General features: G+C 60.4%; 19 protein-coding genes and 1 pseudogene. All 20 read right to left on the bottom strand.

Features of this window, described 5'->3' with window-relative positions:
* Window positions 1-60 precede the first annotated feature (60 nt).
* Window positions 61-372: a CD1845 family protein gene (locus C4885_RS01850; RefSeq protein ID WP_105204204.1), complete on the bottom strand. Its 312-nt coding sequence runs from the start codon at window positions 370-372 to the stop codon at window positions 61-63.
* On the bottom strand, window positions 369-674 hold the full coding sequence (locus tag C4885_RS01855) for a hypothetical protein (protein ID WP_105204202.1): 306 nt from the start codon (window positions 672-674) through the stop codon (window positions 369-371). The genes C4885_RS01850 and C4885_RS01855 overlap by 4 nt, the downstream gene beginning before the upstream one ends.
* Before the next feature lie 140 nt (window positions 675-814).
* On the bottom strand, window positions 815-1159 hold the full coding sequence (mobC, locus tag C4885_RS01860) for a plasmid mobilization relaxosome protein MobC (protein WP_105204200.1): 345 nt from the start codon (window positions 1157-1159) through the stop codon (window positions 815-817).
* A complete protein-coding gene (locus C4885_RS01865) occupies window positions 1156-2223 on the bottom strand; it encodes a DUF3849 domain-containing protein (protein WP_105204198.1) in 1068 nt (355 codons plus the stop codon). The genes mobC and C4885_RS01865 overlap by 4 nt, the downstream gene beginning before the upstream one ends.
* A gap of 1 nt (window position 2224) precedes the next feature.
* Complete coding sequence (locus tag C4885_RS17275; RefSeq protein ID WP_371681614.1) at window positions 2225-8425, bottom strand: DEAD/DEAH box helicase family protein; 6201 nt, start codon at window positions 8423-8425, stop codon at window positions 2225-2227.
* Window positions 8426-8928: 503 nt separating this feature from the next.
* Entirely contained in the window at window positions 8929-9285 is a 357-nt protein-coding gene (locus tag C4885_RS01875) for a TnpV protein (RefSeq protein WP_105204196.1), read from the bottom strand.
* Window positions 9286-10133: 848 nt separating this feature from the next.
* Entirely contained in the window at window positions 10134-10349 is a 216-nt protein-coding gene (locus C4885_RS01885) for a transposon-transfer assisting family protein (protein WP_113998769.1), read from the bottom strand.
* Window position 10350: 1 nt separating this feature from the next.
* Window positions 10351-13167 (bottom strand): LPD16 domain-containing protein, encoded by a 2817-nt coding sequence (locus C4885_RS01890; RefSeq protein WP_113998770.1) that lies wholly within the window; start codon window positions 13165-13167, stop codon window positions 10351-10353.
* Between the two features lie 2 nt (window positions 13168-13169).
* Entirely contained in the window at window positions 13170-13451 is a 282-nt protein-coding gene (locus tag C4885_RS01895; RefSeq protein ID WP_054334841.1) for a hypothetical protein, read from the bottom strand.
* Entirely contained in the window at window positions 13448-15547 is a 2100-nt protein-coding gene (locus tag C4885_RS01900) for a type IA DNA topoisomerase (protein ID WP_113998771.1), read from the bottom strand. Before C4885_RS01900 ends, C4885_RS01895 begins: the two co-directional genes overlap by 4 nt.
* On the bottom strand, window positions 15528-16214 hold the full coding sequence (locus C4885_RS01905; protein ID WP_105204189.1) for a conjugal transfer protein TraG: 687 nt from the start codon (window positions 16212-16214) through the stop codon (window positions 15528-15530). The genes C4885_RS01900 and C4885_RS01905 overlap by 20 nt, the downstream gene beginning before the upstream one ends.
* Window positions 16211-16411 (bottom strand): hypothetical protein, encoded by a 201-nt coding sequence (locus tag C4885_RS01910; RefSeq protein WP_105204187.1) that lies wholly within the window; start codon window positions 16409-16411, stop codon window positions 16211-16213. Before C4885_RS01910 ends, C4885_RS01905 begins: the two co-directional genes overlap by 4 nt.
* Window positions 16408-17190: a DUF4366 domain-containing protein gene (locus C4885_RS01915; RefSeq protein WP_105204185.1), complete on the bottom strand. Its 783-nt coding sequence runs from the start codon at window positions 17188-17190 to the stop codon at window positions 16408-16410. Before C4885_RS01915 ends, C4885_RS01910 begins: the two co-directional genes overlap by 4 nt.
* Window positions 17180-17434: a DUF4315 family protein gene (locus tag C4885_RS01920; protein ID WP_105204183.1), complete on the bottom strand. Its 255-nt coding sequence runs from the start codon at window positions 17432-17434 to the stop codon at window positions 17180-17182. Before C4885_RS01920 ends, C4885_RS01915 begins: the two co-directional genes overlap by 11 nt.
* A gap of 33 nt (window positions 17435-17467) precedes the next feature.
* The gene (locus C4885_RS01925; protein WP_113998772.1) at window positions 17468-19201 is read right to left on the bottom strand and encodes a CHAP domain-containing protein; all 1734 of its coding nucleotides are present in this window, start codon (window positions 19199-19201) and stop codon (window positions 17468-17470) included.
* Window positions 19194-19574, bottom strand: a complete 381-nt coding sequence (locus tag C4885_RS01930; RefSeq protein ID WP_105204180.1) for a DUF3851 family protein — start codon at window positions 19572-19574, stop codon at window positions 19194-19196. Before C4885_RS01930 ends, C4885_RS01925 begins: the two co-directional genes overlap by 8 nt.
* On the bottom strand, window positions 19571-22018 hold the full coding sequence (locus C4885_RS01935; protein WP_242979449.1) for a VirB4-like conjugal transfer ATPase, CD1110 family: 2448 nt from the start codon (window positions 22016-22018) through the stop codon (window positions 19571-19573). Before C4885_RS01935 ends, C4885_RS01930 begins: the two co-directional genes overlap by 4 nt.
* Window positions 21948-22364: a PrgI family protein gene (locus C4885_RS01940; protein ID WP_007045884.1), complete on the bottom strand. Its 417-nt coding sequence runs from the start codon at window positions 22362-22364 to the stop codon at window positions 21948-21950. The genes C4885_RS01935 and C4885_RS01940 overlap by 71 nt, the downstream gene beginning before the upstream one ends.
* A 22-nt stretch (window positions 22365-22386) precedes the next feature.
* Window positions 22387-23256, bottom strand: a complete 870-nt coding sequence (locus C4885_RS01945) for a VirB6/TrbL-like conjugal transfer protein, CD1112 family (RefSeq protein ID WP_105204176.1) — start codon at window positions 23254-23256, stop codon at window positions 22387-22389.
* Between the two features lie 69 nt (window positions 23257-23325).
* A pseudogene (locus tag C4885_RS17280) lies at window positions 23326-23421 on the bottom strand (Maff2 family mobile element protein); the annotation flags it as partial.
* Window positions 23422-23582: the final 161 nt, after the last annotated feature.

Below are 23582 nucleotides of genomic sequence, written 5' to 3' on the forward strand. Positions count from 1 at the left end.
CACGAAAGTAAAGTCAAAAAATTGCCGGTCAATCACTCCCGGCAATTCTTCGCTTCCAATTCAACCATACACCGCGTCCTGGATCGCATATCGCAGGTCCTGCACCTTGCCCACCAGCCAGGCGGCGGCCATCGGCAGGCCCAGCGGGCTGACCAGGAAGGCAATCACCAGCAGGATCACGCCGTTTTGCGGCGAGTAGATCACAAGCACCGCGATCCCCAGCAGCGCCACCACTGTGGAGGCCAGGCCGAAGATAAAGCTGGACACATACAGCAGCCCGAAGCACAGCCAGGTGAACAGCGTCAGCGCCAGCACTACCGGCGCGGCAAGGATTTTCAGCCCCAATTTCAAAATAAACAGCACCGCTCTCATTTCAGCGCCTCCTTCCGCCAGTCCAGGTATGGCTGGCACAGTTCCTCTACGGCCTTTTCGTCCGCCTCTGTCACCTCCCGGCGCCCCCGCGTCCGGCAGATCATGGCAAAATCCTGAAAATCCGAGAGAAGTATATCGAACAGTTCCTCCGGGGTCCGGCAGAGAATGCCATCCACACAGTAGCGGGAATCCTTGTCCCAGGTCAATCGGACATAGCCGCGTTTACAAGGGAGAACTTCTTCCTCCGGGTCGCGCAGCAGGTATTCTTGAAAAATCTCCAAGACGTTTTCAAACGTCAACATCAGCCATCACCTCGTTTCTGACTCCATTATCAAGCACAACCCGCCAAAACGCAACGATACCGACAAAGAAAAAAGAGGGAGGCCCGGCGATGCAGCCCGCACGCGCCGGACCTCCCTCACAGCCGGGGCGTATGCCCCTGTCACGACAGCTTTGCCAGCTGGGTCAATACCTGATGTACCCCATCCCACAAAGCCTCTTGCCGCCGGGATATATCCTCCAGGTCAGCGTCGTAAATGCGCCCGGTTTCATGCGCACGGCGGGCCAGCTGGTTCAAGTTGTTGCTGGAATAGCGCATCAGGGACACCAGCTCCTTCAGTTCCGGCAGTTCCAGGCGCACCACATAGCCGTCCAGGGCCATCTTGCGCAGGTAGGCTTCCCGGTTCTTTGTCCCCAGCTGGGCCATCTTCTGCTCGATCAGCGCCAGTTCTTCCGGCGAGACCCGGAAGTTCAGCTGTACTTCCCGCTTGCGCTTGGGGGCGCTCACCGTTCCGGCTCCTTTTTCTTATGGATGTGAGCTTTCTTTTCAGCGGGGCGCGGCTCCTGTTTCAGTTGGCGGCGGACAGAGCGGCGGGGCGGGCGCAGATCCTTGCTGCGGTCCTCGCTGGCCAGGATGGTGATATAGGTGCCGGGCAGGTCCTTCATGCCGGTGATCGCCAGACTGCGGAATGGCAGCAGCGTCATCAGCTGGTCGTGGGCCTGGGAACCTGCGCGGGCCAGAAAGTCCGGCGAAACGCGGGCTATATAGTGGGTGCCGTGGGGGCTGTTGGGCGTATCCGGCGCACGAAGCTCCTGCAAGAGCCGGGCGGCCTCGGCGCGGATTTCCTCCGGCGTCAGCGGCTGGAGCCGCAGATAATCCTGCCGCGCCTGGCTTAAGAACAGATCGACCAGGCCGGAGTGGCTGTCCACTACAAAGTCCAGATTGCGTTCGCCGCCGAAGCCGTCCGGGTTGGATGGGATGTCCACCGTCTTTGCCCACGCCTTGTTGGCCGGGCTGAAACGCTCATCCCAATCTTTCTGCTGTACGGTGTTTGCCAGCACATAGAGGGTGCGGGTGTAGCCGAACTGCTCGATCACCTGGGGCACCGCATCCTTGTCCAGCCGGTTGTCCCGGTAATGTTCCGAAATGGATGCCTCAATGGCCTCCTTGCAGGCGATGTTGGCGCGGCGGGACGCCCGGTACAAATCCAGGTCGCCCTGTTCGCGGGCATAGGTGGCGTCGTGCCGGTAGAGCGGCAGTTCCCGCTGGGCGTCCAGCGCCGCCTCGGCCCGCTGCTCAATGCTGTCCCGCACCACATCCATGTAGGAAGTCTCCCGGTCAGAAAACTCCTTGTAGACATCGGCCAGCGGGGACGGCGACGCCAGCAGCGCGGCGGCCCGGCTTTGTGGCAGGTCCAGCTCCTCCATCGCCATCAAAATATCCTCCCGGACCGTGTACTCATAGGTATGCTTTAGAATTTCCTCCGGGGGCTGGCTTTTCAGCCAGTCCCGGAACTTGTCCTGTTCGGCGGCCATCTTCTCATAGAGGACCGCGTTTTTGTCGGGATTCATGTTATCGCACCTCCTGTTCGTGGTGTTTGGGTTTCTTTTCGGAGCAGCGCGGCGGCACCGGGCGTTTCAGCCCCTCCAGCACCGAGGGGCGGCTGCTCTTGGCAAGCACCGCCTCCGGCGCAGGTCGGCCCCGGCCGTCCATGTTCAGCAGTACGTCCAGTTCGGCCAGCCGGGCAGATTTGTCCCGCAGTTCCTGCTCCTGGGGGAAGGGCTTGCCCACCTCCGCCTTGGCGGCGGCCTGCTGCTGGTAGAGATTGTCCAGCTGGTTCTTCACCGCCTCCAGCCGCTGGTGCATCTGACTGAGCGCATTGTCGATACGGGTGAGGTTGCCACGGGGGTCTGTGCCCAGCGTCGCCCGGTGGGTCATCTGGCCTTTCAGCAGGAGCATATACTCCTGCCGGAAAGCGTCAAACGACACCGACATGGTGAAGCCCCGGTAACTGCCCACCGGCACCGGGTCGGCCCCTTTGACCTCCTTGCAGGCGTCCAGCAGCGCCGCCCCGGCGTTCTCCTTGTCGGTGAGGGTGTCGCCCCGCACTTCCATTCCGGCAAAACCGTCCTCCGGGTGCGGGTGTTCCGCCAGCGTTTTCATATCGGTTTCCAGCCCGGCGATAAAGCCCTTGTTTTTCTCGATCTCCTCCGGGAAGGTTTTGAGCAGCTGGTCCTCCAAGCGGTACTGCTTGCTCTGGTGGTCGGCCTTCATCAGCTTTAACCGCGCCACGTCCACATCCAGGTCCATGCGCTCCTTGATGCGCGGGTCCCCGGCGCACAGTGCCTTGATCTCAGCAAAGGAAAGCGCCGTTTCATCCACATCGTCGCAGCTTCGCACCGGCGATTTGGAGGTCATGATCTGGCTGATGAATTTCTGTTTGTTTTCCACCGTCTGCCAGAGGTAGGCGTCGAAAGTCCCCTCGGTGACATAGCGGTACACATGGACGGTCTCGTTCTGGTTGCCCTGGCGCTCGATGCGCCCCTTTCGCTGGGCCAAATCGCCGGGCCGCCACGGGCAGTCCAGGTCATGCAGCGCCACCAGGCGGTCCTGCACGTTGGTGCCCGCGCCCATTTTGGCCGTGCTGCCCAGCAGGACGCGCACCTGGCCGGTGCGGACCTTGGAGAACAGCTCCTTTTTGCGCACCTCGGTGTTGGCCTCATGGATAAAGGCAATCTGCTCGGCGGGCACACCCTGGGCGATGAGCTTTTGCCGGATGTCCTCGTACACGGTAAAGGCCGGTTCCGGCTCATCCAGCGGCACCGCGTCCTCCAAAGCGTAGAGGGTCGGGTTGTCCAGCGCCTTGGCTACCTTTTTGGCGGGCCGGGCCTGGGGCGTGGAGATGTCGCAGAACACCAGCTGGGTCAGCTTGTCAGCCTCGCCATCCCGCCAGATTTGCATGATATTGTCCACGCACTGATTGACCTTGGTGCCCGGCTCATCCGGCAGCAGCTGGTTGATGATCCGCTGGTCCAGCCCCAGCTTGCGCCCGTCGCTGGTGATCTTGAGCATATTGTCCTGGGACGGGTCCACCGTGCCGCTGTGTACCAGGGAAGCGCGTTCCGAGAGCGCCTTCACCATTTCCTGCTGCTGTTCGGTGGGCTGGGCCACGATGTTGTGGTACTCCACCTGGGGCGTGGGCAGGTGCAGCTGGTCGGCGGTTTTAATGTCCGCGACCTCCTTAAAGAGATTCATCAGCTCTGGCAGGTTGAAAAACTTGCTGAATCTTGTTCTTGCCCGGTAGCCGGTTCCCTCCGGGGCCAGCTCCAGCGCCGTCACGGTTTCGCCGAAGCGGGAGGCCCAGCAGTCAAAATGGGCCATGCCCAGCTCTTGCAGGCGGTCATACTGGAGATACCGCTGCATGGTGTAAAGCTCGGTCATAGAGTTGGAAACCGGCGTGCCGGTGGCAAAGATGACGCCCCGGCTGCCGGTGATCTCGTCCATGTAGCGGCACTTGGCGAACATATCTGAAGATTTCTGCGCATCCGTGGTGGAGAGGCCCGCCACGTTGCGCATTTTTGTGTAGAGAAAGAGGTTCTTGTAATTGTGCGCCTCGTCCACGAACAGCCGGTCTACGCCCAGCTGTTCAAACGTCACCACATCGTCCTTGCGGCCCTCGGCTTGCAGCTTTTCCAGCCGCGCTTCCAGAGACTTTTTCGTGCGTTCCAGCTGCTTGACGGTGAACCGTTCCCCGCCGCTGGCCTCCACCTCGGCGATGCCCTCGGTGATTTCCCAAATCTGCTCATGCAGCAGCCGCTCCTGGCGTTCCTTGCTGATGGGGATCTTCTCGAACTGGGAGTGACCCATGATGATGGCGTCGTAGTCGCCGGTGGCGATGCGGGCGCAGAACTTCTTGCGGTTGTGCTTCTCGAAGTCCTTTTTGGTCGTTACCAGGATGTTCGCGGACGGGTACAGACACAGGAACTCCGAAGCCCACTGTTCGGTCAGGTGATTTGGCACCACAAAGAGGGATTTCTGGCACAGGCCCAGGCGCTTGGCCTCCATCGCGGCCCCCACCATTTCAAAGGTCTTGCCCGCGCCCACCTCATGGGCCAGCAGCGTGTTGCCGCCGTACAGTACATGGGCGATGGCGTTTTTCTGATGTTCCCGCAGGGTGATGGCCGGGTTCATGCCGCCAAAAACAATGTGGCTGCCATCATATTCGCGGGGGCGGGTGGCGTTCATTTCCTCGTTGTACTGGCGCACCAGCGCCTGCCGCCGCTCCGGGTCGCGCCAAATCCAGTCGCGGAAAGCATCCCGGATGGCCTGCTGCTTTTGCGCGGCCAGGGTGGTTTCCTTGGCGTTCAGCACCCGGCGCTCCTTGCCGTCCGCGTCCTCCACGGTGTCGTAGATTCGCACGTCCCGCAGATTGAGGGAATCTTCGAGGATTTTATAGGCATTGGCGCGGCCGGTCCCGTAGGTCGAATAGGCGGCCACGTTGTTTTGCCCCACAACATTTTTGCCGGAGATCTGCCACTCCGCCGTAAAGGGGGTGTAGTGGACTTCAATGCTGCGCTGGAGGTAAAAAGGCGTGTCGAAGGTCTCGTACATGAATTGCTGGATATACTCCTTGTCGATCCACGTTGCGCCCAGCCGCACCTCGATCTCGGAAGCGTCCAGGTCTTTGGGCTGGGCGGCAGTCAGGGCCTCCACGTTGACCGCAAAGGCCGGGTCCTGCTCCGCCGCCCGCTGGGCCTGGCGCAGTTTCCGGCGCACGGTGCCGGACAGGTACTCGTCGGCGGTCACATAATGTGGAGTTCCGTCCGGCTCAGTCTGGCCCGGCACACGGAAGATGACACCGCGCAGCTCGTCAGCCAATTCTTCGCCGGTTTTGCCGGTGAGCTGTTCCATGTAGGCCATATCCACGCAGGCTTTTTCAGAAATGGAGACTGCCAGGGCCTCGGAGGCGGTGTCTACGGTGGTGACAGCCTCATGGGGCTTAATCGTGCGCTTGGTGAACATATCTGCCTTGCGCTCCAACCGGCCATCCTCGTCCAGCACCTCCAGCGCACAGAGCAGGTAATAACTGCTGTCATCGGCAAAAGCCAGCCGGTTCGCCCGGTCATTGATAAGTCCGTACTTGGCGGAAAAATCGTCATAGCGGCGGTTCAACTCGGCCATCTGCGCCCGAATGTCGGCATCCGGCGTGGCGGCGTCCATCTCCAGGTCGATGAGCCGCTGCACACAATCCCGCAGCCCCACCAGCCCTTTGACGCGGGCCTCGGCGGTGGCGTTCAGGTCAGGGCGCACCATGCGGCTGTTTTCCCGGAAGTACACCGCGCCGTCCACCACCGTGTAGGAGTAGTTCTTCACGTTAGGGTCAGCCGGGAGGGATTCGTCGATGTCCTCGCCCTCGCCCAACTCCGGAAGCGCGGCCTCCTGGTAGGTGCCGCGAATGTACTTCACGGCATCGTGCAGCTGATCGGCCAGCTCCAGCCCCTCGATGGGGGCCACGGTGTAATCCTGTTTGCCGTATTGGGTGCTTTCGGCGGTAGGGCGGCCCAGCACCATCTCCGGGTGATCCAGAAAATACTGGTTGACCGTGAAGCCTTCCTCGGTCCGGCCAGTCTGCGTCCAGTCCGGGGCGATGTCCAGCGGACGGTCCCGCTTTTGCAGAAACAGGATGTCGGACACTACATCGGTCCCGGCGTTGGCGCGGAAAGAGTTGTTGGGCAGACGGATCGCCCCCAGCAGCTCGGCCCGCTGGGCCAGATATCGGCGCACGGTAGAATCCTTGCCGTCCATTGTATAGCGGCTGGTGACGAAAGCTACCACGCCGCCCGGCCGCACCTGGTCCAGCGCCTTGGCGAAGAAGTAGTTGTGGATGTTGAAGCCCAGCTTGTTGTAGGCTTTGTCGTTTACCTGATACTGTCCGAAAGGGACGTTGCCGATGGCAAGGTCATAGAAGTCCCGCCGGTCAGTGGTCTCGAAGCCCGCCACGGTGATGTCGGCCTTGGGGTAGAGCTGCTTGGCGATGCGCCCGGAAATGCTGTCCAGCTCCACGCCGTACAGACGGCTCCCGGCCATGCTCTCCGGCAGTAACCCGAAGAAATTGCCCACGCCCATCGACGGCTCCAAAATGTTGCCGGTGCGGAAGCCCATCCGCTCCACGGCTTCATAAACGGCGCGGATGACGGTGGGGCTGGTGTAGTGGGCGTTGAGGGTGGAGGCCCTGGCCGCAGCGTATTCCTCCGGGGTCAGCAGTTCTTTCAGCTCCACATACTCGGCGGCCCACGCGGGTTTGTCCGGGTCAAAGGCATCCGCCACGCCGCCCCAGCCCACATATTGTGAGAGAATATGCTGTTCTTCTGGGGTGGCATAGCGATTTTCCTGCTCGATCTGCTTCAGCGTGGCAATCGCCTTGATGTTGCGCCAAAACTTTTCCTTTGGCCCGCCTTTCCCCAGGTCATCGTCCAGAATGCGGAAATTCTCAGGCGGACGCTGTTCCGGCGGCGTGGGTTCCGGCTCGTCTATGTGTAGCCGTTCCACCACCACATCATAGGGAAGTCCGTTTTTGTCGCCGGGATAGACCGTTACCGGCTCGGAGGTGATTTCCGGCGCAGGGGTTTCTCTGGTGTCCGGCGTGAACAGTCCGGCATTTCGCTCATCCTGGCGCAGCCAGGTTTCAAACTGTTCCCGGCTGATGACATCATAACTCCAGGTGTAAGGCCCGGTATAAATACGGACCGTTGTATCTTCAATGGCATCAATCGTGCCGGCGATGGGGTGGTCGGGCGCAGGGAGCGTTACCTGATCGCCCACCTGGTAAGATGGGATTCCTTCCAGGAAGGGCGTGTTCAACCGGACCGCAAAGGCTTCGGCTTCTTTCCTTGTTTCAAAGGTCTGGTATATATCATCCAGATCATAATAGCGCCCCGTCTGCTGGTCGCGAATAATGAAGGGTTCTTCAAACGCATCCGATGTTTCTTCTACCACATACCGCTTAAAGCCTTCCGGGTCTTGGAAGAAGCCGTCCAGTTCATACACATACAGTCCCCGGAGAAGCGGAGCCAGTTCATCCCAGTGGTATGCCAGGGTCGTAAGTTTTCGTTCCTCATGGTCCAGGATCTCCACCTCAACGCTGGTGGTGAAGGTGCGGTAGTCCGCTATGTCGCCGGTCACAAGGTCCATCGTTTCCACGCGCCCGGAATACAGCTCAGATAACCGCTGGGCAATTTTAGTGTTGCCCTCGCCATCCCGCAGCCAGTGAGAAATATACTCCTTGTCGTGCCGGGTAAACAGGCCGGAAGTCAGCACTTCTCGCAGGTCCTGGTCCGCTTTCTCCGGGTCAACGTAAAGGAACTCGGTAACGGGGCCGTTTCGCAGGTCGTTTTGTAGAAGCTGCTCGAACCGCTCCCGGCTCTCAGCCCGGAAGATGGGATAGCTCATGCCGGTAGGCAGCAGCTGCACCGTATCCTCCCGCAGTTCGGTGATCTGGTATTCCTGATTGTCCAGATAGACCGTATCGCCCACATGGTAAGGGGGTGTTGCGGGGTCGTAGGCGATAGGCTCTTCTGTTTCCGGGATAGTCTGCCGGATAGCCTCATATTCCTCGTCAGAAACGGTGATGTCGATCTCATGGGTAGGTTCACCGCTGCCGATGGTGAGGGTGTCGCCCTCGCGGGTGATGGGCTGGCCGGATAAGTCAGGCACAGGCGGCTTTGCCGCTGCCTCGGCCTGTTCCTCGGCCGCGACGGCCTCCACATCCCGCATGACCTGCTGGATGAACGGATCGTTGTCCAGCTTTTCCGGGTCCACCACCTGGCCGTTCACGATGCCGCGCTCGGCCAGGGCCTCCCGAATGGCGATGGGGTCGATGTTGTCAAATCGGTCCTGCTCCGCTTCGGTATAGAACCGATCTTCCTTGATGAGCTGGGCGATCCGGCGCTGCACCTTGGGCCAGGGCACGTCGCCCACCGCGCCGTCCACCGTCACAGGTAAGGCCGGGAGGTCATCGCCGTACTCCTGCCGCAGCCAGGCGGCGGTATCCTTTTCACGGGCGTGGTCCTTCATGTAGCGGACAACCGCGTTCTTACTTTCAATATTGCCGTTCCATTCCTGGATGGCGGCGTCGATTTCCGCCTGGGTCAGCGCCCGGCGCACAGGTTCCGCCTGCGCAGCGGGTTTTGGCATAGAAAAAGCAGAGGGCGTTTTCACACTCTCTGCTTCGTCTATTCTTTGGATTTGTTCCGCTTCGGAGAGGAACAGGTTTAAGGTCAGCTGTTGATAAGTTCCGCCAGCAGAATCTCCTCCGCCTGGGCCTTGCAGGTGTTCATCAGGCCCACCCAGGCCATCGGGTCGCGAGCTTTCAGCGCCTCCGTCGCGCCCGCCGACTCTGCCAGCCGGGGCATCATCTGCTCCAGACGGCTGTTCGCGGTCTCGTCGATCTCCCGAAGGTGCGGGTACAGCTTCTCGGTCATCAGCAGCTGGTTGTAGAGGATGGGCCGGTGTTCCTTCAGATACGCTTTCCTCATCCTGCCGTACTTGCCCAGGGGCTTCTCCGGCTGTTCGGACAGCTTCAGGTCGGGGATCAGGTAATCGCCGTTCCTCGTGTAAGTCAGGTTGTTCTCCATGTGTGGCACTCCTTTCCGCGCTCTTGGCACGCTCATAGTTCTGGATGGTGACGCCGATCTGCCGCAGCACCTGCTGGTTTATCTGGCTGACCGCCGTGCCCAGCGCCCCCACGGTGGCAGGGGTGTTGAAGTCGAAGATCGCCATGAAATCCTCATGGCCGAAATACTGCTCCGGCTCCAGCCCACAGCGGGACATCAGGGCGTAGGTGATGCTGACCGTGGCGGCGGACTTGAACTGGACTTCGATGTTGTACTCATCGTACTCCTCCAAAAAGGAACCGTCAACGATATAGAGAATGTCCTGCCAGTGATCCGTCCAGTATTCTTCCGCCAGACCGGCGGCCACATCGGCCAGCTGCTGGGGCAGTTCTTCGCCGCCCACACCGTAGCTACTCTCCAGCATCGCCATGACCGGCGCGGCGTGTTCCTCGTTCATCGTCCACAGCCAGGGGGTGCGGGAGTGTTCACGGGTGCCGGTGTCAGAAATATCAAACACATACCGCAGCCGGGGCCGGTCCCCGGAATCGTCCACCAGCGCGATACCCTTGGACCCGCGCCGCACATACCGGCCCATGCGGTTGTTCCACAGGTCGTACTCGGCGCAGGCAGTGGCGTCCGGGCGCTGGGCGTAGATCATCATCTGCTCATGGAACGGATATTTGTAAAGTCGGGCGGCGGTGGTGAGAAAGCCCGCCCACTCCTGCCAGCTGCCGGTGAGCTGCCGCGCCACCTGGTCGGCCATCTGCGCATATTGTTCTGCTTTGGTTGGCATGGGGTTCTATCCTCCCTTCCTTCGGATATGAAAATGGGGCGGCACGGCGGCCGTCCCGGCTGGTTAAAACAGCGGGTTACTCGTCAAAATCCGGGTACAGTTCCAGCTCGTCAAACTCGGCGTCGGTCATGGCACGCAGCTTGGCGAGGGTGCTGTCCGTCAGGGCCAGCAGCTCGGTCTCGTCCGCCTGCAAGTGGCCGCGCATCTCGGTCAGGGCCTCGATGGCCCCCTGGCGGGTGCCGGGGTTGTAGATGCACAGCAGGTTGGTTTCCTCAAAGGTCAAAGCGTTCATATCAGATCTCCCTTTCCGCGCTCTTTTTGGGCGCTGTCTTTTTATGTTCGGGTTTGGGCTGGCTTTTCAGCTGCTCCACAACGGATTTCTTTTTATCCCGGTCCTCCCGGTGGGCGGCGGCAGCCAGGTCCATCAGGGAAATGGGCTGGCCGCTACGGGCCTGCTGTTCCAGCTGGGCCACCGTCTGCTCCTTGGGGCCGTTGTTGATGATACCGTCGATCATGCCGTAGTCATCCTCCACGGCCATCTCCGCATTTTTCAGCGGGTTGTCCGGCAGGAAGCCGGGAACCTCGGCAAAGCCGAAGCTGTCGCAGTAGTGACAGGATACCTTGCCGTCCCTCTTGATGGCAACGATGTCGCTGACGCTCATGGACGGGTGGCGGTAGTCGGCGGGGTGTTCATTGTTGAAGCGGTATTCAAGATTGTCCAGCACGCTGCCTTTCAGGTCGCCGGGGGTCAGCGGCGCGGTGTAGACCAGATCGTAGTTGTCTCGCTGCACCGTCTGCCCGATGGACTTGATCCATTCCAGCCCCTCATAGCGGATGTCCCGCAGCTCATCGGTGTGCTTCACCTGATAAATGGCAAAGCAGTCGCCCTTATGGTCGAGGAACGCCTGCTCCCGTTCCTGCTGGTGGTCCATACGCTCTTTGACCTGGGCATCGAAAGCCGTGCTTTCCTCCCATTCCTCGCGAGTAACGGCAAAGATACCGTCATGGGCATCCAGGTCAGTGGTATCAAAAGCCATCGCCGGATTCTCACCCTGCTGGATGATGTAAACGGTCAGGTCGCGCTCCATCAGCTCATAGGCGCGTTCTTTGGAAAGGGGCAGAAGGTCCCCGTCCAGATAGCCGCACTTTTCCAAATCGTCCTGGGTCAGCGTCGGGTCCGGCATGGGGTATTCGTCCAGATGCTGCTCCGGGGCGTCCGGCAGCTGGGTGGTTTCCGGGGCGGCGGCCTTGGCCGCTGCCTGCATCTGCTGGACAGCCGCCTCCTGCAAGGTCTCAATCATGGACAGCGGCGCATACTGGATGGATTGGCCGCCCATGTCGTGCATCTCGCAGATTTTCAGCGCGGCGGTGGACAGGGGCAGCTCCGGCGCGTCCAGCTGGCCGCCGTCCAGTTGCTTCATGGTCGCAACATCGTAGAGCGTGTAGTCCCAGCCGGTGTCGCAGAGCTGAACATGAAGATAGGTGGTATCGTCCAGCACCAGAAGGGCCTCGCGGTACTCGGTGCTGGGTTCAGGCGTGGTGGGTGTTTCCTCTGCGGCCGACTGAGGCACCGCCTGTTCCGGCTGGGCAGTCAGGTCAATGCCGCGCTCCTTGCAGATAACCTTATAATGCCGGTCAATGTCCGCGATCAGTTCCCCGGCCGCCTTGTTGATGGTCTCCAAACTGGCACGCAACTCCGGCAGCTCCTTACCCTGGCTCCAGTTGGCGATGTAGCCGAAGCTGTTCTCGCCGGTCTGGATACCGTAATACTGGCAAACCGCGTAGGAAATGCTCTCGGCCTCCACCTCCTCGGTGTTGCGGTCTTTCTTCTTGGGCGGCTCCTTGTCACCGGCCCTGGCCGCTTCCTCCTGGACCTGGGCGTAGTTATGCAGCTTGCTGTGGGCGATCTCATGGACGGCGGCGGAAACGGTCTGCACCTCGCTCATGCCTGCCCGGATGGCGATGCGCTGCTGGTCCGGCGAGAAATACCCGTCCATGTTGGCGGCCATCGGCTCCACGGAGAGCGGCACCGGCGCGGACCGGCGCAGGGCCTCCATGAAAGCCTCGTAGTTCTGGACACTCCCGGAAAGGGTGGACGCCAGCTCCGGCAGCGGTTTCCCGTCCGTCTGGCTCACATCGAACACCTTCACCGGGCGGAACATGGGAATTTCAACCTCCCGTTCCTCCATGACCGCCTTGCCCTCCGCGTCCAGGATGGGGGCCTTGGTGTCCGGGTCCAGCTTCTGTTCATCGATCTTTTTCTTGACCGGCGTGGGTGCGATGATGGTGATGCCATGCTCACCGCGCTTCACATGGCGCTCAAACTGATTTTTCCACTTGTTGTATCCGGCCACCAGCGTGGCGTCCGGCTTCTGCATATAGATGAGCATGGTGTTGTTGACGGAGTAGCGGTGGAACCGGGACATTACGGACAGGTAGCGCATATACTTTTCGCTCTCGAACAGTTCCTTGATACCCTGTTCAATGCCCGCCGTGATTTGCTGCAACCGTTCTCGGTTGGTGGGTTTGTCAGCCATAATGTTCACTCTCCCTTCTATGGCCGAAATTTCAGCGGTGTGTTCTGCGATCCACTGGTCCTGTTCCTCGGTGCTGCTGTCGAGAAAGGCGTCCAGCAGATAGCCCATGTAGTCTTTTTTCTGGATGGCCTCCAAAAAGCGCGGGTGCGGGTCCTCGTCCGGCGTCTTGGGGAAATAGTCGGCCTCCCATTTTCGGAGCAAGTGATAGTAGTCCGTCAGGACACGCCAGCCGTGTTCTCGTTTTTCTTTCCGCACCTGCGCCTCGGTTTTCTGCCGGACATAACTTCGCCGGATCGGGGCCTTGCTGTCATAGGAAAGGCCAAAATCCTGGGCCAGCTTTTCGGCGGCCTCCTTGGGGGACAGGTCGTAGAGCCTGGCGGTGAAGTCGATCACGTCGCCGTCTGCGCCGCAGCCAAAACAGTGGAAACGGGTGTCCACCTTCATGCTGGGGTGGCGGTCATCGTGGAAGGGGCAGCAGGCCATGCCGCCGCGCCCCACCGCGATGCCGTAAAGCTCCGCCGCCTCTCTGGCGGTGACGGACTGTTTTACGACTTCAAATACGCTCTCGCCCATGCTTACTTGCCGCCCGCTTTCGGGACGGGCGGTTTATACCCGGCGGCCTTGGCCCGTTCGCTGGCGGCCTTGCGGCGCTCGGCGCTGTACGGCTCCCGCACCGACACGCAGCGTTTGGGCACCGTAAAGGTCTGACGGTCCTTTTTCACGATCTGGTCCGGGTATTTTTCCGCCAGCCGCCGCAGCTTTTCCAGCAGGCGCGGGTCGTGGGAATAGACCTCGGCGGTGGCCTCGGCCTGGTTGTAGAGGATAATCGTTTCCTGTTCATACAAACTCAATTTCATTTGCCGCCGCCTTTCTGCCGGTCAAATTCCAGCTTGAAGTTGACGTACTGGCCGGTATCTTCCAGCACCACGGTGGCGTCGTAGGTCTTGCCGCTTTTCTCGGAGTACAGCCCCATCACATGGGCGCGGCCATCTTTGAGCAGCGCCGCCACAATGGCCTTGGTGGGCTGTTTGCGCTTCGCTGCCCACCAGTTGTTGTTCTTCCAGATCGCAAATTTGCAAGATTGGTCCTGACAGAAGAAGCCTTTTTGCATTTCTGCAATTTCACCGCCGCAGCGGGGGCATCTGCCCACCACCTCGTGGGGCGGGGCAAACAGGTACTCGCTGCCCTTGATGACCTGATAAGTCCCCACCAGCTCCTTCAGCATGGCGGTGATCTCGGCCATGAAGTCCTCCGGGGCCAGCTCGCCGCGCTCGATCTCGCCCAGCCGGTACTCCCATTCAGCAGTCAGCAGCGGGGATTGCAGCTGCTCCGGCAGGACGGTAATCAGGGAAATGGCGTCGTGGGACGGCAAAAGCTGCACGGTTTTCTTGCTCTTTTTGCGTTCCAGAAAGCCGGTGGACACCAATTTCTCTAAAATCCCGGCGCGGGTAGCGGGGGTGCCCAGCCCCTTGCGCTCGGCGTCCTCCGGCATATCGTCCTTTCCGGCAGTTTCCATCGCAGAAAGCAGCGTGTCCTCGGTGAAGTGTTTGGGCGGGGTGGTCTTACCCTCCTTGACGGCGGCACCGGCGACTGGCAGCGCCTGGCCCTCGGCCAGTTCCGGCAGGGCTTTGTCCTCGGTCTCTTTGTCCGGCTCCGCATTTTTCATGCTGGCCCGGTAGGCGGCGTCCAGCGCCCGCCAGCCGGATTGCTTCACCGTGTGGCCCTTGGCGGTAAACTCCGCACCGGCGCAGTCCACCGTGACAGAAGTTTCATCGTAGATATAGGGCAGGGCCACCGCACACAGCAGCCGCAGAGCCACCAGTTCCAGAATGGCCCGTTCGCCCACCGGCAAAGCGGACAGGTCCGCCTCCCGGATGTTCCGGGTAGGGATCACCGCATGGTGGTCGGTCACTTTCTTGTCGTTGATGACCGCCGCCGCATCGCAGGAAATGGCGATGCCTTTGCGGAACGGCATGGCGTTGGCGACCAGATTCACCAGCACCGGCAGACCCTCGGCCATATCGGAGGTCAGGTAGCGGCTGTCCGTCCGGGGATAGGTGCAGAGCTTCTTTTCATAGAGGTTTTGCAGATAGTCCAGCGTCTGCTGCGCCGTGAAGCCTAACAGGCGGTTGGCGTCTCGTTGGAGGGTGGTGAGGTCATAGAGGGCGGGCGGCTTCTCGGATTTGTCCTTGCGTTCCACCTTTTTCACCGTGGCAGCCGCACCCTGACAGGCAGTTTTCAGCTGTTCGGCATCGGCTTTCTTGTCCATGCGGGCGCTGGCAGCGGTAAAACCGGGCAGGTCCAGCGCCACAGTATAGAACGGCACCGGCTTGAAGGCGTCGATCTCGGCCTCCCGCTGGACGATGAGAGCCAGTGTCGGGGACATGACGCGGCCAATGTTGAGGGTGCGGTGGTACAGCACCGAAAACAGCCGGGTGGCGTTGATACCCACCAGCCAGTCCGCCTTGGCCCGGCAGAGGGCCGCCTGGTGCAGCCCGTCATAGTCCGCGCCGGGGCGCAGGTTGGCAAAGCCATCCCGGATGGCGGAATCCTCCATGCTGGAAATCCACAGCCGTTTCATGGGCTTCTGGCAGCCCGCCAGGCAGTAGACCGTGCGGAAGATCAGCTCGCCCTCGCGCCCGGCGTCGCAGGCGTTGACTACCTCGGTCACGTCCTCCCGCCACAGCAGGGTGCGCAGCACGTCAAACTGGTTCCGCTTATCCTTGGCGATGGTAAAACGCCAGGTTTCCGGCAAAATGGGCAGGTCATCATAGCGCCACTTGGCATAGTCGGGGTTGTAGGCGGCGGCATCCGCCAGCCCGGCCAGATGCCCCAGGCACCAGCTCACCAGCCAGCCGCCGCCCTCCAGGTAGCCGTCTTTGCGGGAAGTGGCCCCCAGCACGGCGGCCAGGGATTTTGCCACCGAGGGCTTTTCAGCGATCACAAGGCGCATCTTCCTCAACCTCCATTTCTGCATTAGATTTTTTCAGTTTTCTGGAAACACTGTTTCCATCGTCCAGAAGGCAGTCATAGCCGACGTTGTAATCATAGCGGTACAGCTTTCCCAGCAGGTCGTTGATGATGACCCGGCAGGCCAGCAGCACCCGCGCCTTATCCACCTGCATGAGCTGGTAACGGCGGTAATCGCTGAAATATTCCTCGCGCTGGCGGGTCCTGGCGGCGGTTTCCTCCATCAGAATGTCGATCACGTCCTTGTCGCCGTCCTCTTTCGCGCCCTCAGCGTAGTTCAGCATCTCCATCACCATCGGGAAGCTCTGCTCATCCATCGGGGCTTCCTCTTTGAGATAGCCGATCAAGGCGCAGAACAGGAACCTGGCCGCTGTCTGCTCCGGCTCGGTCAGGGCGGAAAGCGTCTCCTGCCCACTGGGCAGAAGTTTGTTGCAGACAAAATCGCGGACCTCGCCGCGGAACAAGTGGCGGATGGCGTCGATAGACAGCGGCGGTTCAGCGGGTTCGTCCTCCACCTCAAATTCATAGGGGTCTTTCTGGCCCGGCTTTTTGCGCACCTTGGCAAGCGCCGTGCAAATGATGTCGCCGCCAAAGTAGACGCCGAAGCAGATCAGGTCGAACACAATGAGAAATTGGATAAAATAATTCATTTTGCTTTTCTCCTTTCACGCAGCCACGCGGTCAGCTCTTTGTGGCAGAAACCCACGCAGGGCTGGCCGGGGCGGTAGTTTCCGCAGCCATAACAGGGGTGGCCGGGAGATAAAGAGGGAGGACGGGAAGCCGCCTTCCCGCCCTCCGGCCTGCGCGTCATCATGGGTTCATAGGGGCTGTCGGTGAACCGGGTCATTTGGCCGAGTTCTCGCTTTCCTCATCGCCGCCCCCGCCGGCGTCCTCCGGCTCGTCAGATTCCTCGGTCTCCCAGGGGTCCGCATCCTCCTGTTCGGTATCGTCCTCGCCGTAGTCGTAATCATCCAGGTTGTCGCTGCCCTTGGTCTTGGGCTTCTGCTTGATGAATTTGAAGTAGACCAGCGCACCGATGCCGCCCAGCACAGCCAGCACCACCAGCAGCATCGCCGGGTTCAGCCCCGCCGGTTCCTGTTCCGGCTCCGGCTCTGTTTCCGGGGCGGGCGTAGGTTCCGGCTCCTGGCCCGTACACTCCGCCATGTTCACGGCGCACACCGGGCAGGCCGTATTCACCGCACCGGCGGCGCATTTTTCCGTGCAGTTGCAGACAGCGGGCGTTTCCTCCGCCGTCTCGCCGTCCTCCATCAGGGCCTCCAGGTCAGCCTCGTCCACCTGGTTCAAGAAGTGAACGGCGGTCTCCTTGTCCTCGTTGGCGCGGTCAATGAGGATATAGAAGTAGTTGCCTGCCTTGGTGGTGACGGTGATGAGCTGCTTGTTGCCGCCAAAGTCATCCACCAGGGCCGCGTTGCCCTCCGGGGTCAGGGCAGGGCTGTCCTCAGTTTCCTCCACCACCACGTTGCTGTCATTGGTGGCGTCCGCAGCCGGTGTGGCCGTGGGCGCAGGGTCAGCGCCCTGGGCAAAGGCGGTCACAGAAAAGCCGCCCATCAGCATCAGGCAGGTGCAAAGGGCGGCAAGGGTTCTGAAAATCTTCTTATTCTTCATGGGTCATTTCCTCCTGTTCGGGATTGGCGGGAGCCGCCGCCCGGCCGGGCACCATGCCGCCGGACAACATGGCGGACAGCTGGGCCGGGGTCATGTGCAGGGCGCGCACCATCTGGACGATCTCCAGGTTCTCCGCCTCGGTTTTCTGCGCTTCCAGGTCTTTCAGCTTTTCCTGCTGTTCCGCGATCTTCTCGCGGGTTTTGGCGATCTCCTGGTCGATGCGCTCGATTTTGTTCTTTGCCATAGTCAAATCACTCCTATTCTTCATAAAAATTTGTCACCAGTTCATCAAGCCGTAGCCCTTGATGCACTCGTAGGTCAAGGAATAACTCTTGATTTTGCAGGCGTCGCCGGAATTACCCTCCACAGTGTAGACCCGGCTGCCATCGGTGCCGACAACAATGCCCACATGGTCGGCGCTGCCGTCCAGGTCCCAATCGAAGAAGATGGCGTCGCCGGGGGCGATGTTGGCGTAATCCCGCCCGCCCCATTGTCCGTGCGACTGGAACCAGGGGATGCCCTGGGACTGGCAACCCGAAAAGCGCGGCTCCGTCAGCCCCATCTGGCCGTAGCACCAGGACACGAAGCAGGCGCACCACTCCACGCGGGAGGTAAAGCCGTACCAGCTCCAATAGGGCTGGCCGCCCACGTTGCCCACCTGGCTTTTGGCGATGTCCACCACCGCCTGATTGCCAGGCCGGGTGCCGTTGACAAACTCCACACCGGCCAAACTCTCGGAATCGCTGGTGTCGGCGGACCCGCCGCCGAAGATCAGGGGCTTGTTGCCCAGCGTCTGCCGGTACACCTGGTACATTTCCAGCTGGTCCGGCGTCAGCAGCTCCGAAGCCACGGAGGAGATGGGCTTGCTGGTGAGGGTCACATTTAAGATGTAATAGTTATAGGGCACTTCCACATCATACTCGTTGCCCTCGCTGTCCGTCCGGGTCTCGGTGCGGTAGCGCACCTCCACTTCCTCGGTCAGCGTCAGCTGGTATTGGGCTGCGAAGATGCGTTCCAACTCCGCCTGGGCGCTTGCCCGCGTGTAGCCCTGCAAGACGGCGGACAGATAGGCCGCCAGCTCATGCGGGTCGTGGCCGATCATGTCCAGGTCATAGCGGTACTCGTCGTAGCCGGGGTGGCTGCTCTCGATGTTGTCGATCTCGGCTTGCAGCGCGGCCTCCTTGGCGGCGTAGTCGGCCTCCACCGCCACCAGCTCCTGGTCATCGGAGGGGTAGGTGGTGCCGGAGATCATCGAACCGATGCTCTGCGCCATCATGGAACAGGAGGACATGGTGTTGAGCAGCAAACAGACGATTAAAAATAGGCCCAGGGCGATGCCAAAGCCCTTTTTGTGGCGCATCACATAGGCCCCGGCCTGCTGGGCTTTCTCCTTGACCGTCTTGGCCGCCTTGCCGGTCTTTTGGGCGGCACCGGCGGCGGTCCCGCCAGACTGTGCGGCCCGTTTGGCGGCGGCGTACTGCTTCTTGATCTGCTGTTTCTGCTGCCAGCGGGACAGCGGGTTGCTGGCCGCCGCAGGGTTTTCATAGACGGATTTCTGGAACAGCGCCTCGATGTTGGTCTTTTCCAACTTCCGCTCGGCCTGGGCGGCCTTGCGGTAGGGTTTCAGCTTGTGGCTGCGGTAGCCCTCCCGGACCAGATGCACGCCGGTCTCCACGGCTTCCTCGGACTTGTGGGCGCTCTCCACACCCACGTTGTCATCCTCAGTTTCCCGTATCTCCTGATGGAGCTTACCCGCCACCGCGTTGCCCGGCGCGTCCCGCACCGTATGGGACAGTTTGGAGGGCGGCCGGGGCTTATCCTCCAGCACCAGCTTGGTCGTGACCTTGCCGGTCTTTGGGTCCACCTCGGCCCGCTTGACCTGCTTTTTCGGGATTTTTGCCTGCGCCTTGTCCGCTTTGGCGGCGGCCTTTTCCGCCTTGCGGATGGGCTTTTCCAGCGCCGGGTCTGCCCGTTCTTCCTCCGTGAAGCGCAGGCGCGGTTCCTTAATCAAACCATTCCCCCAGCATGAGGGAGGCCGCCATGCTGGAAAGCTCCGCATAGGCCGCCAGCCCCAGCGGACCCGCAAAGCGGCACTCGGTCAGGCAGGCGTAGAGCTGGGCCACCACGTCGGCCAAAATCTGGACCTCGGTGCCCTCCAGCACAGTCTCACCGGCCTGCCCGCGCTGGACCTTGGCGGCGCACAGAATCTCCACCAGCCGCAGCAGGCCGGTCTCGCCGGTCTCGGTCAGTTCAGCGGCCTGGTCCGCCGCCGTGCGGCACTCGGAAACGGCATCCGCCATCGCCGTCAGGAGCGCGGTGCGCTGGGTTTCCAGCGCCCGGTCCAGAAACATCATGTGGTCGTTATGCAGAATTTCGGGTTTCATCGTCCATCAGCCTCCTTCATTTCCTGGGGTTTGGTGGTCATAATGCGATACAGTTCGGTATTCTTGGGGAAGTGGTCCACAAAGGGCAGGATGGTGGAGCCGTAGAACAGCAGGCCCTCGCCCTCGCCGGAGTGGGTCACATAGCTGAGTTGGTGCGGGGAAATGCCTAGCTGCCGGGCCAAAATCTGCCGGTCACCGCCCGCCTGGTTGAGCATATACACGAAGTCGGAGTTTTCAAAGATGTTTTCCACCTCGCGGCTGCTCAAAAGGTCTTTGACATTCTGCGTGATGCCCGTGGGAATGCCGCCCCACTTACGGAACCGCTTCCAAATCTCCACCGTATAGGCGGCGGTCTGTTCCTCTTTCAAGAGCAGGTGCATCTCGTCGATGTAGTAGCGGGTGGACTTGCGGGCCGCCCGGTTGATGGTGACGCGGTTCCACACCTGGTCCTGCACCACCAGCATACCGATCTTTTTCAGCTGCTTGCCCAGCTCCTTGATGTCGTAGCAGACAATGCGGTTGTTGATGTCCACGTTGCTGCGGTGGTTGAACACGTTGAGGGAGCCGGTGACGTAGATTTCCAGCGCCGTGGCGATGTACTGCGCCTCTTTCTCGTCCTGCGCCCGCAGCAGGTCGTACAGATCCTCCAGAATGGGCATATTCTCCGGGCGCGGATCGTTGAGGTAGTCCTGATACACCAGCCGCACACAGCGGTCAATAATGGTTTTCTGTACCGGCTGCAATCCGTCCTTGCCGCCCACGATCAGCTCGCACAGCGACAAGATGAAGTCGGATTTCAGCGACAGCGGGCTTTCATCGTCCGAATAGTCCAGGTTCAGGTCCATCGGGTTGATATAGTTGGTGGAGGTGGGCGAGATTTTGATGACCTGCCCGTGCAGGCGCTCCACCAGCGGCGCGTACTCGGCCTCCGGGTCACAGATGATGACATCATCGCTGGTGAGCAGGAAGCAGTTAGCGATCTCACGCTTGGCGCTGAACGATTTGCCGCTGCCCGGCGTGCCCAAAATCAGGCCGTTGGGGTTTTTCAGCAGCTTGCGGTCCACCATGATGAGGTTATTGGACAGGGCGTTGATGCCGTAGTACAGCGCCTCCTTGCCGTTCTGAAAAAGCTCCTGGGTGGTGAACGGCACGAAGATGGCGGTGGAGCTGGTAGTCAGCCCCCGCTGAATTTCCACCTGGTTCAGCCCCAGCGGCAGAGAGGACATCAAGCCTTCCTCCTGCTGGAAGTCCAGCCGGGTCAGCTGGCAGTTATACTTCTGCGCGATGGAGCTCGCCTGGAAGATGTTGTTGCCCAGCTGGCGGGGATTGTCGGCGGTGTTCAGCACCAGGAACGTCACCAGGAACATCCGCTCGTTGCGGCTTTGCAGGTCCTGCAACAGCTTCTTGGCCTCGGCCCCGTAGGTGGCAAGGTCGGAGGGGATGATGTCCATGTCATACCCGGCGCGGACGGCCTTCTTCTGTTCCTCGATTTTGGAACGGTCCAGGTCGGTGATCTTCCGTTTCACTGTCTTGATGGCTTTCACCTGGTCCACCGACTGGATGTGCAGGTTGACGATGAGGGAACTTTCCATATCGAGAAAATCCGCCAGCATACGGTCATTCAGCTCCGGGGCCAGAATCTGCACGAAGCTGACGGCCCCGTACTTCTTTCCCATGCGGAACTGCTTGCCGGTGCGGAACTCGAAGCCGGACGGAGCGATAAAGTCTTTGGTGGAAAGGCCGCTGGGAGCCAGCCAGTCCCACTCGAACTGGAACGGTGCCTGCTCGTCCATGTGGAAGATGGCGTGAAGCTGGGCCAGCCGGGCTTTGCCGTCCAGGACCTCGGCGGCCACGCCCAGCCGCTTAAAGTTGTTCAGCAGATCGGTCTCGATGCGCTCCAGCCGGGGCTTGGCGGAGCGGATGCTGTCGGCCTCGATGGAAAAGGTCAGGTACTTGGTCTTGATGAGGCCGTTGTTGCCCCGCGCCAGCTGGTTTTGCAGCATCTGCGTGTACTCCACCCGGATGGGGTCAAAGTCATCCCCCTGGGCCGGGATGGTGATGCTGTTGGCGAAGGTCTCCTGGGACGCCGCCAGGTTCAAAAAGGACAGCTGGAAACAGATGGAGCTGTCGAAGTAGTTGAGGAAATCGCACCAGCCTTCAAAGATGGCGGTCTTGTCCTCGTTCTGACTCAGCTGGTAGTTGATGTCCTGGAACTGGATGGTCTTGGTGTAGCGGCCATCCGCCACCTTGCAGATGCCGTCCGGCCACATCCGCTCATAGGGGATGCTGTCCTGGGCGGACTGTTCCTTTTTGCCTGTGCGGTTGGCGCGGGCAATCGCTGCCTCGATCTGTTTGCGTTCGGCGCGGGTCAGCTTACGCCGGGGTTTGGTCTGCGGCTCTGCCGGTTCGGCCTGCCGCTTTGTCTTTGCCGCGAACAATGTCATACACCTCCTTGTCGAGATTTGCCTGCCGTTCCAACACGGCATAGAAGTTGTTGGTGCGGTAGGGGCGCTGCTTGGGCCGGATGACGGCCACCTTGAGGATGTTGCCGATGATCTTTTCCAGGGGCTGGCCGTGTTTTTCATACATCGCCAGCATGAAGAAAGGCAGCATGACGAGCATCATGCACATGGCCGCTACGCTGTTGCCAGCAGGCCCCCGGAGCAAAAAGAAAAGCGGCACGCCGATGAGCGCCCCGCAGCCGAAGCAGACAAGCTGCCTCTTGGTTAAATTGAACGCGACCTTGGTTTTGACTTTCGTCAAGTCTTTGGGTACGGGTACATAAGCCATTTTGCGTTTCCTCCTTCCTGGCTCAGTGCGCCTGAAAAACTGCTTTCGCGAGGCTGCCGGTTTTGAACAGTGTGAAGCACAGCAGCACGGTATAGCCCACGCAGCTCCAGATCGCCATGATGATGTCCTCCTCGGTGGCGATGTTCTGCACCAGTACGGCGTAGATCGCCACGCAGACGATAATCAAAAACGCCTGGAAGCCCAGCGCCAGCAGGCTGCGCAGGTAGTTCTGGCCCATGCCGCCCCATTCCTTGCCCATCATGGTCGCCATCGGGATGGGGGCCACCGACGTGACAAGGTAAATTTCGATCATACGGCCATAAATGACGATGAAAATGCAGATATACAGCGCCCACATGGTAATGCCGATAAAGAGCGACTGGAACCACAGGCCGAACAACGGCCCCAGGTCCATATCCATCAGCCGGGACTCCATATCGGTCATAACAGCAGAGATGTCGATGGAAGCGTCCGAACCGATGATGCCGGACGCCTGGGCCACCACGCTTTGGGCCATGTCGAACACGCCCATGACGAGGTTCCAGGTGTTGGTGACGAGCAAAATCGCGGCGGCTGATTTGAACACCCACTTGAAGATCATCCAGGTGTCCACGTCATGCAGGTTGTTGCGGTCGGTAATCATCTGGATCAGCTCCAGCGTCATCACGATGGCCAGGATCACGCCAGCAATCGGCACCATGATGGAGTTGGAGAGGTTCTGGATCATGTTGAAAATGTCGCCGTTCCAGCCCTGCGGGGTCTGGCCCACCTGTACGGATATATCCGCGACCTGCTGGTTCACGCTGTCGAACATCCCCGTTAAGTTTTCCATGATGCCGCCCACCAGCATTTCTTTCAGCCAGTTGGTCAGGGCATCCAATAAGAAATCCATACGGTGTCAGCCTCCTTTCTGCCCCTCCCGCTGTGCGCGGGAGGGGGCGAGGATTTCAACGGGGAACGATCAGACGGTGAACAGGCCGGACAGCAGGGGCACCAGCACCATGCCCACGATAGCAACGCCCGCGCCGGCCATCAGCTGTTTCATGCCCTGGCTTTTTATTGATGTGTGATAAAGAAGCAATAGAAGTGTAAAAAATTTTGCCGTTCCTATCCGGCACTTGCGCATTGTGTCGGATAGGTCGGGCGGTTATTCGGGCAAGTCCACCTTGCCAACAAAAGAATAATAAATCTCAATGTCCTGTCTGCGGGTCTTGTTCT

The organism is Subdoligranulum sp. APC924/74, from assembly GCF_003324125.1.
Lineage (GTDB): Bacteria > Bacillota > Clostridia > Oscillospirales > Ruminococcaceae > Gemmiger > Gemmiger qucibialis.